Here is a 15,707-nt window from a genome sequence, read left to right as displayed (position 1 = left end):
TGCGCATCGGAAGCATCGGGAGATGATGTTGGCGGATTCGCTTACGTGTACGTGGAAGGATTGTGATGTGCCGGCGTCACAGTGCGATGCGCATCATATGGTGGAGCATCAGCATGGGGGTGAGACTGAGGTGGGGAATTTGGGGTGGTTGTGTCGGTATCACAATTATCAGGCGGGTAGGCCGTCGCGTGGGCGGACGCAGCGTCGGGATGGGCGGATTGTGTGGGTCTCGCCGTCGGGTCGGGTCACACCGACTGGGGCGGATCACGCCGCGCGGGCGCCGTTTCGTACCCCGGACCCGCCGGATGAAGGGTAGCGTGTCGTCGCTTTCGAGTTAGCGCCAGTGCCCCTGGCGCCAACACGCATGCCTGCCTGTGAAAACGGCCGCAGAAGACGGCGCCGGGCGTTAGAATCAAGGTATGAGCATTCGGTGTAACCACGACGACCGCAACCGCACGGCCGAGGTCCTGTCCGCTGCGCTTGGCCAGGGGCAGATTGACGTGAACGAGTTCGAGGAGCGTTCCTCGAAGTGCGAGGCGGCCACGACTCGCGACAACCTCGTGGCCCTCATCGCCGACCTTGTCGATGACCCCCAGAACCGCCTCTTCGGCCACCGCGAGCCGGCGCAGATCCCGGGCGCCGAGCTCGCCCCGCCTGTTGAGGCTGCGCTCGCACAGGTGCAGGCGGTCGAGCGCGGTCGGAGCGTCTCGCTCGGCGTGTTCGGCGGGTCGAAAGTCCGCGGCGACGCCATCGCGGCCACGCACACGGCGGTGGGCGTCTTCGGCGGCGTAGACATTGACCTGCGCGGTGCGCAGTTGGCGCAGCCGGTGACCACCATCAATGCGGTCGGCGTCTTCGGCGGTGTCGACGTGTACGTGCCCGAGGGCTTCCGCGTGCGCGTCAACGGGGTCGGGCTCTTCGGCGGCCACGACATGCAACTGGCGCCCGGCGTGATCGACCCGGCGGACCTGCCGGATTCCGCGCCCGAGATCGTGGTGCGCTGCTTCAGCCTGTTTGGCGGCGTCGACGTCCACGTGGTCAGGCGCGGCGACCCGCGCCTTTAGTCCTCGCGCAGCGAGTGGCGGCTCTTGCGGGTGGAGGTGCCGCGGGTGGCCTTGCGCTGGTCGTCCTCGAGCGTGTCCAGGGTGGACAGGCCCTCACCGGTGCCCTCGGTGTGGTCGCGGGTGCCGTCGAGGCTGGTGGTCAGCACGGTCGAGCCAGTCGAGCCGGCGGAGTCCTTCGCGTGCGCGCCGGTGGCGGTGTCAGGGGAGTACACGCCGGTGCTCTCCTCGGCGTGCAGGTCGTCCTCCGTGGTGGTGGAGTAGACCAGCTTCGCTTCGCCGGTGCTGGTGCGCGGCTGGGGGGCGGGCTCGGGGGCGTCGTTAAGCTTGTCCTTGAGCCAGAACTGCCAGCACGCCCAGCCGGCGCCGGCGAGCGCCGCGAGGCCGAAGATGCCGGCCGCGATCTTGCCGCCGTTGCCCTTGGCCTTCTTCTTGTGCTGCTTCGCCTCGGCCTTCCAAGCCTTGCGCTGCTCCTCGCGGGCCGGCAGCGCGGCGTTGAAGGCGGCGCGGCGGCGGTCCAGGCGTTTGTGGGCGGCGCGGGTGACGTCGCCGGCTTGGGTACGGGCGGCGTCGTAAAGCTCCTCGAGCTGCTCCTTGTCCGCAAGGTCGTGCAGGGAGTCGATGTTGTTGTTCTTCAGCGTGTCAACAAGCGAATCGTACAGCTCGCGCTTCTTCTTCTCGTCCTGCCCGCGCAGGTACTTCACGGTGTCGGAGATGCCGGTGAGCAGGACCTGGAAAATTTGCGTGTTCATTGTCGCTCCTCTGTGTAGGGGGTCGAGGTCGGTTCGCCCCAAGGCTACCCAAACCGCCGCCGCGCGTGCCCGGACCAAGCGTTACGCAAAAACATACCAAGCTGTTCATTTCTGCGATTAATATTCACGAATTTAACGCGCGTGGCCTGCCCGGATGCGCCCCCTCGTTGTGCCCCGAAAAACCGGCCCCTAGATTCTTGGACACCGTTGAAAAACGGCCCCAACACAGAGAAAGGCGGAAACCAATGCGCGGCACTTTTGCACCGACGCGGCTGTCTGCCTCCGCGCCGATCGACCGCGTCGGCGAGGACACCACGCAGCAGCGGCGGCGCACGCGCACCGCGTTGAGCTTCGAGCTGATCCCGCCCCGCCACGGCGCGGACGAGGGCAAACTCGACGAGCTCATCGCCGGCCTCGCGGCCTACCGCCCCGACTACGTCTCCGTGACCAGCTCACGGCGCAGCGACTGGCTCACCGGCACGGCCGCGCTCATCGCGCGCGTCGCCGAAACGACCAACCTGCGCCCGATCGCGCACCTCGCCTGCACCGCGGGCACGCGCGAGGAGCTGGTCACGTGGATTCGCACGCTCATCGACGCCGGCGTCCGCGGCTTCCTCGCCCTCCGGGGCGACCTGCCCGAGACCGGCATGCCAGCGGACCACCTCCAACACGCCACGGACCTGCTCAACCTGATCCAGGACGTGGAGGACGAGGAGGCGTTCCGCCTGGCCGCCGGCAAGCTGGCGCTGTCGGTGGCGTGCTACCCGTCGGGGCACGCGGAGTCCAAGAACTTCGACGAAGACCTGGACGTGCTGCTGTCCAAGCAGCGGCTGGGCGCGGATTTCGCCATCACGCAGCTGTTTTTCAACGCGCAGGACTACCTCGACTTTGTTGAGGTGGCCCGACTCGCCGGGGTCCGCATCCCGCTCATCCCCGGCATTATGCCCATGACCAGCCTGAAGCGTGTGCAGCGGATGGGCGAGCTCTCCGGCATCGAGGTGCCGGAGCGCGTGGCCCGTACGCTCGCGCAGGCCACGACGCCGGAGGAGGAGTACGAGCTGGGCATGCAGATGTCCGCGCGGCTCGCCAACACCATCCTGGACGCCGGCACCGGCGGCCTGCACGTGTACACGCACAACAACCTCGCTGTGACCCAGGACCTGTTGTCCCGCATCGGGATCCCGCAGCGGGCAGACCACTCACCCCAATAAACCCGAATTACCCGACCCACCCGTTTCCATTGAAAGGACCTACTGTGTCATCCTCGTCACCGTTCCCCAAGGCCACAATCGAGGGCTACCCGCGCATCGGCGCGAACCGCGAGCTGAAGCGCGCGCTGGAGAGCTACTGGGCGGGCCGCATCGACGCGGACACGTTCCGCTCCACCACGCACGCGCTGCGCATTGACAACTACAACCACCTGCGCGACCTCGGGCTCACCGAGGATTACGCCATCGCCGCCGACGTGGCCTACTACGACCAGGTCCTGGAGACGGCGCTGACCGTCGGCCTGATCCCGGGCGGCACCGACCTGGACGAGGAGTTCGCCCTCGCCCGCGGCAACGACACCCGCGTCCCGCTCGAGATGACCAAGTGGTTCGACACCAACTACCACTACCTCGTCCCGGAGATCGCCGCTGGCCAGGACATCGCGCCCGCCGCGGAGCGCATCGTGCGCATCTTCGAGGAGGCCAAAGAGGCCGGCCACACGGTCCGTCCGTTCCTGGTCGGCCCCGTCACCCTGATCGCCCTGTCCAAGCCGGCCGAGTGGTCGCTGTTGCCCTCGCTTATCGACGCCTACGCCACCGTCCTCGCAGCCCTCAAGGACGCCGGTGCCGAGTGGGTCCAGCTGGCGGAGCCCGCCCTGGTCGCCGACCTGTCCACCCCGGACGCGGAGCTGGCGCAGCACCTGCGCGAGGCGTACACGACACTCCTCGGCGCGGACAACCGCCCGGCCGTGTACCTGACCACCCCGTACGGCGCGACCCGCGAGGCGCTGCCGGTCCTGGCGGAGCTCGCCCCGGAGGCGCTGCACGTGGACCTGGCGCCGTGGACCCTTGACCAGGACGCCGACTACCCGCAGCGCGTGGCCAAGGCGATCCCGGCGGAGACCCACCTGGTGGCGGGCCTGGTCGACGGCCGCAACGTGTGGGCCGCGAACCTGCGCGAGCGCACCGAGGTCCTCGAGGCCGTGGCCGCCGGCCGCGACGCCGTCTCGGTCTCCACGTCCACCTCGCTGCAGCACGTGCCGCACACCCTGAAGGCGGAGAAGAACCTGCCCGTGGACGTCGCGACCTGGCTGTCGTTTGCCGACGAGAAGGTCGCCGAGATCCAGGCGCTCGTCGCCGGCCCCGAGGCCGCCGAGGAGGCGTTCGCCCAGTCGGATCGTGCGGTCCGGACGAGGGCTGAGAGCGAGAAGATCCACAACGCGGGCGTCGAGAAGCGTGTGCAGGCGCTCCCCGAGGGAGCCGTGCAGCGCCAGCCGGAGTTCTCCGCGCGCCAGGCCGCGCAGCGCGAGGCGCTCGGCCTGCAGACGCTGCCCACGACCACGATCGGCTCGTTCCCGCAGACCCCGGAGATCCGCAAGGCGCGCGCCGACCACAAGGCGGGCGAGCTCGACGACGCCGCCTACCAGGAGGCGCTGCGCACCGAGATCAAAAACGTCATCGAGCTGCAGGAAGAGATCGGCGTCGACGTGCTCGTCCACGGCGAGGCCGAGCGCAACGACATGGTGCAGTACTTCGCCGAGCTGCTCGACGGCTTCGTTGTCACCGAGAACGGCTGGGTCCAGTCCTACGGCTCCCGCTGCACCCGTCCGCCGATCGTCGTCGGCGACGTCTCCCGCGCCGCCGCGATGACGGTCGAGTGGGCGAAGTACGCGCAGTCGCTGTCCGACAAGCCGGTCAAGGGCATGCTCACCGGCCCGGTGACCATCCTGGCCTGGAGCTTCAAGCGCGACGACGTCCCGCTCGCCGTCTCCGCCGACCAGATCGCGCTCGCGCTTGCCGACGAAGTCCGCGACCTCGAGAACGCCGGCATCAAGGTCATCCAGATCGACGAGCCCGCGCTGCGCGAGCTCCTCCCGCTGCGCGCCGACGAGCGCGCCGCCTACCTCGACTGGGCCGTCCGCGCGTTCCGCCTGGTCGCCCTGGAGGCGCAGCCTGCAACCCAGATCCACACCCACCTCTGCTACTCCGAATTCGGGCAGATCATCGACGCCGTCGCTGCCCTCGACGCCGACGTCACCTCCATCGAGGCCGCGCGCTCCAAGATGGAACTGCTGGAAGACCTCGACGAGTCCTTCCACTCCGAAATCGGCCCGGGCGTGTGGGACATCCACTCCCCGCGCGTCCCGTCGCAGGAGGAGATCGCGGGCCTGCTGCGCGCCGCGCTGCAGCACGTGCCCACCGACCGCCTCTGGGTCAACCCGGACTGCGGCCTGAAGACCCGCGGCTACGCCGAGGTCGAGCCGTCACTGCGCAACCTGGTCGCCGCGCGCGATGAGGTCGTCGCTGGCCTGAAGTAGGCGCCGCGCCGAACACGCGACCCGGTGGTGTGGGAACGCACCCCGGGTCGCTTTCGTGTGCCACCCTCCGCCACCCGCGCGCGAAAATGCGTATCCTTGGACCCATGACTGATAAGACGCAGACGATGACCCTGCACACCAACCACGGCGACATCGTGATTGACCTGTTTGGCAACCACGCGCCGAAGACCGTGGAGATCATCACCGGCCTGGCCAAGGGCACCCAGGAGTACTCGGCGGCCAACGCCTCCGGCTCCAACGAGGGCCCGTTCTACGACGGTGCGATCTTCCACCGCATCATCCCCGGCTTCATGATCCAGGGTGGCGACCCGACCGGCACCGGCACCGGCGGCCCGGGCTTCAACTTCGCCGACGAGTTCCACCCGGAGCTCACCTTCGACCGCCCGTACCTGCTCGCCATGGCGAATGCGGGCCCGGGCACCAACGGCTCCCAGTTCTTCATCACCGTCGCCGAGACCCCGTGGCTGAACAACCGCCACACCATCTTCGGCGAGGTCACCGACGAGGCTTCGCGCAAGGTCGTCGACGAGCTGGCGAACGTGCAGACCGGCCGCATGGACCGCCCGGTCGAGGACGTCGTCATCAAGTCCGTCGAGGTCTCCGAGTAAGACCGCTTCGACCCTTGCCCCCGCTCAGTGCAGCGGGGGCACTTTTGTATTTGGAGGCCTGACATGCAGAAGATTGCCCAGCAGTTCTTCCGCGGCGCGCCCGTGAGCGTGGCCATCACCGCGCTGTGCACCCTCGTGTACGCGGTGATGGCGGTGCAGTCGCGCTCGCTGGACAGCGTGGTGTGGGATTCGGTGGGCGCCGAGCTCGTGCTGTGGGGGCCGGAGACGCGGGGCGCGGGGCTCGTGCGCGCGCTCACAGCCGGGTTCGTGCACTTAAGCGCCACGCACCTCGTGCTCAACATGCTCATGCTCGCCGTGATCGGCACCGAGGTCGAGCGCGCCGTGGGCAGCGGCCCCTACGCGGTGGCGTACGCGGCGGGGATCCTGGGGTCCTCCGCCGCGGTGCTCCAGTTCGCGTTCCTCACCCCGACCGCGGGGGCGTCGGGCGCGCTCTACGCCCTCATGGCGGTGTTCGTCGCCATCGCCTATCGACGCCACGTCGACCCCCGCCCCGCCCTCATCCTCCTCGCGGGCAACGTGGTGTACACGCTCGTCGCCTCGGACGTAAGCGTGTGGGGGCACGCCGGCGGGCTGGTTGCGGGGGCGCTGATGGCGTGGCCACTGACGTCGCCAAGCGTGCGTACGCGGTGGGTGGCGGCGTGGGTCGCGCTGGCGGTGTGCACAGTGTGCACAGTGAGCGCGGGGTACGCGGGGTAGCTGACTTGGGGATTGTGGAGAAGTGCGGCGTGTTGTCCACCGGTTATCCCCATGGGGAGTTTTCCACAGATCTATTCACATTGTGGATAGTTACGGGCGTGTAATTCCTCGAACTGGGGGCGGGGTGGCGTCGATTAGCGAGGGCAAAGAGCGTTCGAACAGCCACTTTGTTCGGGTTGTGGAAGTAGTGCACAGGTTTATCCACAGGCTGTGGAATGTGGGGTATGCACAGAGGGATCCACAGCCTGTGGATAACTTCGCCGTTGTGGGCGCAGCAAGAAGCCCGGGCCTCCGTGGTGGAGAGCCCGGGCGGGAGAAGAAATTTCGAAGCGGAACCGCTTAAGCGGTCAGCTTAGAAGGTGCCGTCCAGCTTGCGGCCGAAGTCGGTGACGGTTGCCTCGCGGGAGTCGACGTCCTGGTCGTTGTCGTCGGACTCGTCGCCATCGAGACGGCCGGTCTGGGTCGCGGTGATGTAGTTGTGGATGCGGCCCTCGGAGGTGTTGCCGTCGCCGAAGTTGAAGGAAGCAACTGCAACCTCCTCGCCGGACTTGATCGGGTTAGCCAGGGTGACCTCGAAGGTGCGGACGCCCTTCTTGCGGTCGAAGCCCAGGTCGCGGACGTGAGCGCCCTTGTGGCTGTTGGCGGTGATCAGGCGGTCGACGCCCTCCGGGCCCTCAGCGGTCTTGACGTCAACGCGGAAGGTGACAGCCGGGAACTCGCCGTAGTAGCGGTCCTTGCCAACGTTCTTGATGCGCAGCGCGGTGGTGCCAGCGAAGCCGGAGGACTTCCAGGAAGAAGAGGTGAAGTACGGCTCGAGGTCCAGGTCCTGCTGCTCGCGGTCAGCAGCGTCCTCGGCGGTCTCGCCCTCGGTCTCGGTCTCCTCGATGGTCTCCTCGACCTCGGTGTTCTCCTTGTCAGCAACCTCGGTAGCCTCGTCGTCCTCGACGACCTCGGTGCCCTCGTCGGTGATGTCCTTGTTGGTGACGTCAGCGGCCTCGTCGTCGTTGACCTTGGTCACGTCCTCGAGGTCCTCGCCCTCGCGGAGCTTGTTGACCTCGTCCTCGAAGTTCGGGTTTGCATCGTCGACAGGCTTGGTGACCTGTGCGCCCTTGTTCGGAGCCCAGGAAGCAGCCGGGGTGTCGTAGTTCTTGACGCGGACCTCGTTCTTGACCGGCATGTTTGCGATCCACGCGGTCGGGGTCGCCCAGGTGCCGTTCGGGCGGCAGCGCTGCTGGGTACCGGTCATGGTGACGGTGCGGAAGCCGTAGGTAGCCTCGCCGGTGTTGCCGGCCGGAACCTCGTACGGGCCGATCTTCTGGCCGACGGACCAGGACAGGGAGCCGGAGACGTCCCAACCGAGGGACTTGGCCAGGGTGTAGCCGATGGTGCCCTGCAGGCCGTCCTTGGAGCCGGTGCCGCCGATGTTCAGGGTCTCCGTCTTGGAACCGTTGACGGATGCGGAGATCTGCTGGGTGCGGGACAGGTCCTGGGTCAGGTTGACCGGGCTGTCAGACAGGTTAGTGGTGGAGATGGTGCCGACCGGCAGGAAGTTGTCGGTGACCTTGTAGACCACCGTGCGGTAGTCCTCGGTGGAGTTGCAGACCGGGCGAGCGTTGAGCACGTTGGCCTTGATGTGGTCGGAGCCACGGTAGGTGTGGATGATCGGGAGGGAGTCGTTGGTTGCCGGGGTCTCCGGGCGGGACTCCTCGTTGGTCATTGCGTGAGCGGGGGCGGTCAGTGCGCCACCAGCGATGGCGACGGTAGCCACTGCGGCGAAGGCGGTACGGAAGGCGCGCATGTGGTTTTCCTTTCTGAGATTCGAAGTAAGTGCGATTTCGACGCGGTTGACGTCCTGGTAAATATTTATAGCGACTAAACTGAGATTGCGCTTAATATAGTACGAATATACCCCCAACCGGGGGTGGCGAGGACTTGTAGAAACATCCATAGGAATACTAACTGTGCAGGTCAAGGGATTTTCGGGAAAATCCGCGAATATTAATGATCACCGCGTTTGCTTACCTATCAATTACTCAAATTCTCAGGTTCGTGCTGAAGGCGAGCAAAAAAGAAGCGGATACCCGCGAGGGGTATCCGCCTGCAGCGTGGCGTCGATTAGCGCCAGCCCATTGTCATGAGCAAACCGACGATCATCCCGGCGAAGCCGATGGCGTAATTCCACGGGCCCAGCTCCGCGAGGAACGGGATCTGGTCCGCGGCAAGGTAGAAGACGATCAGCCAGGCCAGGCCCAGGATCATCAGGCCAAACATGATGACCTTGTACCACATCGGGGTACCGCCGGTGTTGATCTTGACCGGGGTGCGGGTGGCGCCGGAGGAAGCGGTAGTGACCGGCTTCGCGTCCTTGGTGACTTTTGCTTTCGGCATATTCTTGCTCCTTACAGGCCGAGCCCGCGGATTGCGTCGCCCAGCTGGTTCCCGTTGGCGTTCTGGGGCGATACCTTACCAGGCGACTGCGAGGCGGCATTATTGTTCAGCGGGTTGAGCTGGGCCGCGTCGAACTCCCACAGGTTGTAGCCGATGGCCTGGTCCTTGCGGATCGTCTCACCCGCGCCCACGCCTTGGTGGCCGATCATGCCGGCGTCCACCATCGCGCCCGTGGGCACCGGCGGGCCGGCGACGAGGCGGCCGTTCCAGCCGGCCTCGCGCAGCTTCTCATCAGCAGCGTTGACGTCCAGGCGCGTGATCTCCGGCATGGTCATCAGCATCCCGTTGGACACGCGCAGCTCCACGGTCGTGCCCGCGTTGACCTCGGTGTTCTCCCCGGCTACGGCGAGGACCTCGCCGTCGGGGCGCTCCGAGTCGATCTTGGTTACCGTTGCGCGCAAGTCTAACGACGACAGCGTCGCCGTCGCCTGGTTCACGTCCAAGCCCACCAGCGACGGGATCTCCACCTGCTTCGGGCCCGAGGACACGGTGATGGTGACCTTGCTGCCCTTGGACAGCTGCGTGCCCGCGGCCGGGTGCTGGGAGATGATCGCGCCCTCCGGGACGTCCTCGGACGCCTCGTGGCGGATCTCCTCGTTCAGCTCCAGGCCGCTCTCCTCCAGCAACGCCTGCGCCTCCTGCGGCGCCATACCAGTGAGGTCCGGCACGTCCGTGACCTCCTTGCCCGTGGACACGCTCACCGTGATCAGGGTGCCGCGCTGCAGCTCGGAGCCGGCGGTGGGGTTGGTGCCAATCACGTCGCCGCGCGCGAAGTCCGGGCTCGGCTCGTCGCTCACAGCGACCTGGAAGCCCAGGCCCTCGAGCTCGGAGACGGCCTCGTCGCGGTGCTTGCCGGTCACGTCCGGGACCTGCACCATCGACTCCTCCACCGGGGCGTCGGACGAGGTGTCAGACGTGGAGAAGTACTCGTACGCCAGCCAGGACGCGGCGCCGAGCAGGATGAGGCCCAGCAGGGCGGCGATCCACTTCATCCAGGAGATGCGGCGCTTCTCGAGCGAGCGGCGGTGGTCCTCGTAGCGGGTCGTGCCCTGCGGGCGCGGCACTGCACCTTGCGGGCCCTGAGGGCCCTGCGGCGACTGGGGAGCGTGAGGGCCGGGCACGGCCGTCGCGCCGACGACGGTCGCGTCGGCGGCGTGCGCGCCAGGCTGCTGCTGGCCCAGGTCGTGCTCGGCCGCCGCCAGGTGGGTGCGCGCGGCGTGCGTGACACTGCCGCGCTCCAGCAGCGTGAGGTCCTCGCACATCTGGGTGGCGGACTGGTAGCGGTCGGCCGGGTGCTTCGCCATCGCGGTGAGGATGACGGAGTCGAGGTTCACGGCTTCGTCGTCAGTCAGCGCGTTCGCGGCGTCGGCCGCATTGGCCACGGTGCCGTGCGCGCCGTTGGTGCGGCCCAGCGCGGCGAGGCGCTCGCTCGGCGGCTCCGGGTCCTCCTGAACGTGCATGTACGCCACGCCAAACGGGGACTCGTTCTCAAACGGCGGGGTGCCGGTCACGGCCTCGTACATCACGCAGCCGAGCGCGTAGATGTCGGAGCGGGCGTCCACCGGTTTCCCGCGCGCCTGCTCGGGGGAGAGGTACTGGGCGGTGCCGATCACCGCGGAAGTCTGCGTGTGGACGGAGGAGGAATCGTCCACCGCGCGCGCGATGCCAAAGTCCATCACCTTCACCTCGCCGGTGTTGGTGACCATGATGTTGGCCGGCTTGATGTCGCGGTGGATAATGCCCGCGTCGTGGCTGGCCTGCAGGGCGCGCGCCACCGGGATCAGCAGCGACGCCGCCCGATTCGGCGGCAGCGGCCCGTCCTCGCGCACGATGTCGCGCAGGTTCCGGCCGTTGACCCGCTCCATCACGATGAAGGGGACGGCCACGCCGTCGACGTTTTCCGCGCCCGTGTCGTACACCGCCACGATGTTCGGGTGGTTCAGGCGTGCGGAGTTCTGCGCCTCCAGACGGAAGCGCTCGCGGAAGCTCTCGTCCCGCGCCATGTCCATCTTCAGCATCTTGACCGCTACGCCGCGGCCCAGCACTGTGTCGGTCGCCGCGTAGACATCGCTCATGCCGCCGGTGCCAATTACGTCACCGAGCTCGTAGCGATCCGCGATCATCATTGCGCATTACCTCCGAGGATGGAATCAAGGTCAGGCAATTCTATCTCACCTGCGCCGCTGTCCGTTCCGGTGTCGGTGCCTGCGGACGGGGCGGCGGGTGCCGATGGCGCCGGCGTCGCCGCACTTGGCACCTCCTGCGCGCTCGTCGGCGCGTCGGCCGTCTTCGAGCCCTGCGGCACCGACGGGCGCGCCGCCGAGGTCGGGGCCTCCCGAGAGTGCTTCGGCTGCGTGGGCTCGTCGCTAATGGTCAGCGTCTCGGGGCTCCGCTCGTGGCGCGTCACAGTCTCGCGCTCGCGCGTCGTCGTGTCAGTCTCCGTGTCCTCGTCCTCGCTGGGCGACGGCGTGGATTCCACCGTCTCCGTCTGCGTGACCACGGTCGGGGCCGTGGAAGAGCTCGACGACGCGCCACCGCCGATGCCGTCGAGGACGCCGCTGGTCATCGCCCACGCCGCCGCGCCGCCGACGAGTATCAGGCCGAGGATGCCGGCCACGATCGGGCCGGCCTTGGAGGACTTCTCCGGCTCCCGCGCCGGGGCGGGCGCCTCCCGGTAGGTGCCGGCGCGGGAGGAGGCGGGGGCAGGGGGGCGTCGAGAAGCGACTGCTCGAGCGGCGGAAGGCGGGTACGCACCCGCGGGACGGGTGGTGCGCTCCTCCGCCACGTCGGCGAGCATTTGGGTCGAGGCGGTGGGGGAGGGCTCCGTGGCGATCACCGCGGTCTGGCCGCCCGGCTGTGCGGGGCGCAGGCCCTGGCGGACCTGCTCGACGGCCAGCTGCATCTCGTTGCCGTCGCGGAAACGCTGGCGCGGGTCCTTGCGCAGCGCGATCTCGATGAGCTCGCGCGCCGGGGCGGAGACGGCAATCGGCAGCGCGGGCGGCTCCGCGGACACGTGCGCGAGCGCGACGGACACGGAGGAATCGCCGGTGAACGGGCGGTTGCCCGAGAGCATCTCGTAGCCCACCACGCCCAGCGAGTACACGTCGGAGGCGGCGGTGACCTTCATGCCCTGCGCCTGCTCCGGCGACACGTACTGCGCGGTGCCCACGACCATGCCGGTGCGGGTGAGCGGGACCGCCGCCGCGGCTTTCGCGATGCCGAAGTCGGTGATCTTCACCTGCCCGTTCTGCGTGATCATGAGGTTGCCCGGCTTCATGTCGCGGTGGACCAGGCCCATGCGGTGGATCACGGCGAGGCCGTGCGCCGCCTGCTCGAGCACGTCGAGCGCCAGGTTCTCGTCCAGCGCGCCCTCGCGCGCGATGAGGTCCGCGAGCGACTCGCCGCGGATGTACTCCATGACGATGAAGCACATCTGCGCGCCGCTCGGCGACTCCAGCTCGCGGTAGTCGTAGGTGGCCACGACGTTGGGCGAGTTGATGCCTTCCGCCGCGAGCGCCTCGTTGCGGAAGCGGGCGAGGAACTCGTCGTTGGAGCTGAACTCCGGCCGCAGGACCTTGAGCGCCACCTCGCGGTCGTGCGCGGGGTCGTCGGCAAGCCACACCGTGGACATGCCGCCGTGGCCGATTACCCACTGCAGTTGGTAATCGTCGCCGATGAGCGACTGCAGTGCTTCGCGGTTCTCAGTGTTCATCGTTCGTATCCTTCTGCTGGGTTGTATTGCTTATCGACGCTACGCAGCCATCCATCACTGCCCCTCCTCCGGAGCCGGCGCCGCGGGTGCCGCGCGCAGGACCGCGCGCCCGAGCGGGCCGGAGACCTGGCCGCCTGTGGCGCCGTTGCCCAGGTGCCCGCCGTTCTTGACCACGACGCCGACCGCGACGTCCTTCGCCGGGTCGAACGCCACGTACCACACGTGCGGGGCGGCGCCCTCGGCGTGCTCGGCGGTGCCCGTCTTGGAGGCGAAGCTGTTGCCGTCGTAGCCCCAGGTGGCGCGCTCGGAGGCGTACATGAGCTCCGTGAGCGTGCCCGCCTCCTCGGGGGTGAGCGCCTCGTTGAGCAGCTCCGGTTTGGTCTCCTCCACGGTGCGCAGGTCCGGGGTGACCACGCGGTTGACCACGTACGGCTTCATCCGTTTGCCGCCGTTGGCCACCACGCCCGCCATGACGGCGGCCTGCAGCGCGGTCATGGTGACGTCGCGCTGGCCGATGGCGGACTGGCCCAGCTCGGCGGCGCCGGGGATGTCGCCCAGCGAGCCGTCCGCGTTGGGGATGCCCAGGTCGTAGTGCTCGCCCACGCCGAAGTCAGCGGCCGCCTTGCGCAGCGGGTCCGTGCCCATGTTCAGCGCCATCTGCACGAAGGCGGTGTTGCAGGACAAGGAGAACGCGGTGGTCAGCGGCACCTGGCCGCCGCCCGCGCAGGCCTGCCCGCCGTAGTTGGTCAGCGGCACGTTGGTGCCCGGCAGCGTGATCTGCGCGTCGCCGGTGAGCATGGACTGCGGCGTGTAGCCGGAGCGCAGGCCCGCGGCGGTGGTGATGATCTTGAAGATGGAGCCCGGCGGCAGCTGCTCCTGCGACGCGTGGTCCAGCAGCGGCTGGCCGGGGTCGTTGGTGAGCTGGGCCCAGGCGTCGTTCGCGGTGGCCGGGTTGGCAATCTGGTTCGGGTCGAACGAGGGCGTGGACGCCATCGCGAGCACCTGCCCGCTCGAGGGGCGCAGCGCCACGATCGCGCCGTTGTAGCCGTTGTTGGACAGCTGCTCGTAGGCGAAGGCCTGCAGATTGGGGTCCATGGACAGCTCGACGGAGTTGCCCACGGCGTCCTCCTCGTGGCCGGTGCGCATGAAGCGGGAGTTGCCCTGGCCGTCGCCGGTCAGCGCGCCGTTGTAGGCGGACTCGACCTGCGAGGTGCCGTAGGTGTCGGACACATAGCCCACGATCGGGCCGAACGAGTACGGCATGTTGGGGTAGGTGCGCTGGTAGAAGCCGTTGTCGTCGCGGTGGGACTCGGCGAGCACCTGCCCGCCCGCGCTGATCTGGCCGCGGTTGATCTGCTTCAGCTCCAGGAACGTGCGGGAGTTGTGCGGGCTCTGCGCGTACTCTTCCTCGCGGAAGTTCTGGACCACGGTGAAGTTGACCAGCAGCGCCACGGTGAGCAGGAGCGAGAGGATCGCCCCGTATTTCAGTGACTTGTTCATCGGGCGCTCACCGCCTCGGCCACGCCGGTGCCCGGGTGGGACGCCACGGCGGAGGCGTCGTACTCGGTGGGCGTGTTCGCGCTGTTGGAGATGCGCAGCAGCAGCCCGACCAGGATGTAGTTGGCCATAATGGACGACCCGCCCGCCGACATGAACGGCGTGGTCAGACCGGTCATGGGCAGCATCGCGGAGATGCCGCCCGCCACCACGAAGATCTGGATGGCCAGGGTGAGCGCGAGTCCGGAGGCGAGCAGCTTGCCGTAGGAGTCGCGCAGCTGCATCGCGGCGCGGAACCCGCGGGTGACCAGCACGGCGAACAGGCACAGCACGGCGGCGATGCCCACGAAGCCGAGCTCCTCGCCCAGCGCGGCGAGGATGTAGTCCGAGTGCGCGACGGGGACGAGCTCGGGGTGGCCGTAGCCCAGGCCGGTGCCGGTCATGCCGCCCCAGCTCAGGCCGATGAGCGCGTTGGCTGGCTGGTTGCCGGCGCCGTCGAAGTCCTCGAACGGGTTGATGAAGTTGGTAAAGCGCGTCTGGATCTTCTCGCTGACCTGGTAGACGGCGTAGCCGCCCACGGCCACAAGCCCCAGGCCGATGACCAGCCAGGACGTGCGGCCGGTGGCAAAGTACACCATCCCCAGCACGGTGGCGAACAGCAGCAGCGCCGGGCCGAAATCGTTGGACACGCCCATGATGAGGATGGCGATGGCCCACACCGCCAGAATCGGCGCGAGGTCGCGCAGGCGCGGGAACGTCATGCCCAGGAAGCGCTTGCCCGCCACGGTGAACAGGGCGCGCTTCTGCGCGAGCAGCTGCGCGAAGAAGATGAGCAGCAGGATCTTGGAAAACTCGCCCGGCTGGATGGAGAACGGGCCCAGCCACAGCCAGATGCGCGCGTCCGCGTAGCCCTCCGGCTGCGGCCACACGAGCGGCAGCGCAAGCAGGATCAGCCCGGCCAGGCCGAGCAGGTAGGAGTAGCGCGACAGCGACTTGTGGTCGCGCACGATCGCCAGCGTCAGCACCATGAGCACGACGCCGACCAGCGACCACAGCACTTGCCGCTCCGCCAGCGGCCCGTAGCCTGGTCGTTCCGCCAGGTCGAGGCGGTAGATGATGACCAGGCCGAGCGCGTTGAGCAGCGAGACCACCGGCAGCATCACCTGGTCGGCCCGCGGCGCGAGCAGCGTGAGCGCGACGTGCGCGATCGCGTACACGCCGACGAAGCCGCCGACCAGGTAAAGCATGTCCTTCGACAGCGTCCGCCCCTGGCTCATCTCCAGCCCGAACACCATGAGCAGCAAAAGCCCCGCCGAGCACAGCAGCAGGAGGAGCTCGAGGTTTCGCGAGAATAGCCGCTTCACG

The 15,707-nt window shown here is 68.0% G+C and carries 12 protein-coding genes; 5 read left to right on the top strand and 7 right to left on the bottom strand.

Features of this window, described 5'->3' with window-relative positions:
* Positions 1-419 precede the first annotated feature (419 nt).
* Positions 420-1,064: a DUF1707 domain-containing protein gene (locus CKJ85_RS09555; RefSeq protein WP_095545551.1), complete on the top strand. Its 645-nt coding sequence runs from the start codon at positions 420-422 to the stop codon at positions 1,062-1,064.
* Here CKJ85_RS09555 and CKJ85_RS09550 read toward each other — a convergent pair.
* Positions 1,061-1,813: a hypothetical protein gene (locus tag CKJ85_RS09550; protein ID WP_095554175.1), complete on the bottom strand. Its 753-nt coding sequence runs from the start codon at positions 1,811-1,813 to the stop codon at positions 1,061-1,063. The genes CKJ85_RS09555 and CKJ85_RS09550 overlap by 4 nt on opposite strands.
* A 245-nt stretch (positions 1,814-2,058) precedes the next feature.
* Here CKJ85_RS09550 and CKJ85_RS09545 point away from each other — a divergent pair, with 245 nt between their 5' ends.
* The 4 genes from CKJ85_RS09545 (at position 2,059) to CKJ85_RS09530 (ending at position 6,685) form a co-directional block, all read left to right on the top strand.
* Positions 2,059-3,024, top strand: a complete 966-nt coding sequence (locus CKJ85_RS09545) for a methylenetetrahydrofolate reductase (RefSeq protein WP_095554174.1) — start codon at positions 2,059-2,061, stop codon at positions 3,022-3,024.
* A 44-nt stretch (positions 3,025-3,068) separates the two neighbouring features.
* Positions 3,069-5,339, top strand: coding sequence for a 5-methyltetrahydropteroyltriglutamate--homocysteine S-methyltransferase (gene metE / locus CKJ85_RS09540; protein WP_095554173.1), 2,271 nt, complete (start codon positions 3,069-3,071; stop codon positions 5,337-5,339).
* Positions 5,340-5,443: 104 nt separating this feature from the next.
* A complete protein-coding gene (locus CKJ85_RS09535) occupies positions 5,444-5,968 on the top strand; it encodes a peptidylprolyl isomerase (RefSeq protein WP_095537976.1) in 525 nt (174 codons plus the stop codon).
* 63 nt (positions 5,969-6,031) lie between these two features.
* Entirely contained in the window at positions 6,032-6,685 is a 654-nt protein-coding gene (locus CKJ85_RS09530) for a rhomboid family intramembrane serine protease (protein WP_095535823.1), read from the top strand.
* A gap of 352 nt (positions 6,686-7,037) precedes the next feature.
* Here CKJ85_RS09530 and CKJ85_RS09525 read toward each other — a convergent pair whose 3' ends face one another.
* From CKJ85_RS09525 to CKJ85_RS09500, 6 genes are all read right to left on the bottom strand, one after another.
* Complete coding sequence (locus CKJ85_RS09525) at positions 7,038-8,483, bottom strand: hypothetical protein (protein WP_095554172.1); 1,446 nt, start codon at positions 8,481-8,483, stop codon at positions 7,038-7,040.
* Positions 8,484-8,800: 317 nt separating this feature from the next.
* Positions 8,801-9,073: a cell division protein CrgA gene (gene crgA, locus CKJ85_RS09520; RefSeq protein WP_095275316.1), complete on the bottom strand. Its 273-nt coding sequence runs from the start codon at positions 9,071-9,073 to the stop codon at positions 8,801-8,803.
* 11 nt (positions 9,074-9,084) lie between these two features.
* Complete coding sequence (gene pknB, locus CKJ85_RS09515) at positions 9,085-11,256, bottom strand: Stk1 family PASTA domain-containing Ser/Thr kinase (protein WP_095554180.1); 2,172 nt, start codon at positions 11,254-11,256, stop codon at positions 9,085-9,087.
* Positions 11,256-12,845, bottom strand: coding sequence for a serine/threonine-protein kinase (locus CKJ85_RS09510; RefSeq protein ID WP_095554171.1), 1,590 nt, complete (start codon positions 12,843-12,845; stop codon positions 11,256-11,258). Before CKJ85_RS09510 ends, pknB begins: the two co-directional genes overlap by 1 nt.
* Positions 12,846-12,899: 54 nt before the next feature.
* Positions 12,900-14,345: a penicillin-binding transpeptidase domain-containing protein gene (locus CKJ85_RS09505; RefSeq protein ID WP_095554170.1), complete on the bottom strand. Its 1,446-nt coding sequence runs from the start codon at positions 14,343-14,345 to the stop codon at positions 12,900-12,902.
* Positions 14,342-15,706 carry an FtsW/RodA/SpoVE family cell cycle protein gene (locus tag CKJ85_RS09500; protein ID WP_095554169.1) on the bottom strand — a complete coding sequence of 455 codons (1,365 nt, stop codon included), beginning with the start codon at positions 15,704-15,706 and terminating at the stop codon, positions 14,342-14,344. The genes CKJ85_RS09505 and CKJ85_RS09500 overlap by 4 nt, the downstream gene beginning before the upstream one ends.
* Position 15,707 lies beyond the last annotated feature (1 nt).

Source organism: Corynebacterium sp. NML 150383 (genome assembly GCF_002285085.1).
Lineage (GTDB): Bacteria > Actinomycetota > Actinomycetes > Mycobacteriales > Mycobacteriaceae > Corynebacterium > Corynebacterium gottingense.
Note: the sequence above shows the minus strand (reverse complement) of the source record. Positions and strands in the feature narration are given on the sequence as shown.

What these genes read in the sequence shown, in the direction of transcription:
- CKJ85_RS09555 (WP_095545551.1), top strand. Translation starts at nt 420, where the DNA reads ATGAGCATTCGGTGTAACCACGACGACCGCAACCGCACGGCCGAGGTC.
- CKJ85_RS09505 (WP_095554170.1), bottom strand. Translation starts at nt 14,345, where the DNA reads ATGAACAAGTCACTGAAATACGGGGCGATCCTCTCGCTCCTGCTCACC.
- crgA (WP_095275316.1), bottom strand. Translation starts at nt 9,073, where the DNA reads ATGCCGAAAGCAAAAGTCACCAAGGACGCGAAGCCGGTCACTACCGCT.
- CKJ85_RS09525 (WP_095554172.1), bottom strand. Translation starts at nt 8,483, where the DNA reads ATGCGCGCCTTCCGTACCGCCTTCGCCGCAGTGGCTACCGTCGCCATC.
- CKJ85_RS09535 (WP_095537976.1), top strand. Translation starts at nt 5,444, where the DNA reads ATGACTGATAAGACGCAGACGATGACCCTGCACACCAACCACGGCGAC.
- CKJ85_RS09510 (WP_095554171.1), bottom strand. Translation starts at nt 12,845, where the DNA reads ATGAACACTGAGAACCGCGAAGCACTGCAGTCGCTCATCGGCGACGAT.
- CKJ85_RS09530 (WP_095535823.1), top strand. Translation starts at nt 6,032, where the DNA reads ATGCAGAAGATTGCCCAGCAGTTCTTCCGCGGCGCGCCCGTGAGCGTG.
- CKJ85_RS09550 (WP_095554175.1), bottom strand. Translation starts at nt 1,813, where the DNA reads ATGAACACGCAAATTTTCCAGGTCCTGCTCACCGGCATCTCCGACACC.
- pknB (WP_095554180.1), bottom strand. Translation starts at nt 11,256, where the DNA reads ATGATCGCGGATCGCTACGAGCTCGGTGACGTAATTGGCACCGGCGGC.
- CKJ85_RS09545 (WP_095554174.1), top strand. Translation starts at nt 2,059, where the DNA reads ATGCGCGGCACTTTTGCACCGACGCGGCTGTCTGCCTCCGCGCCGATC.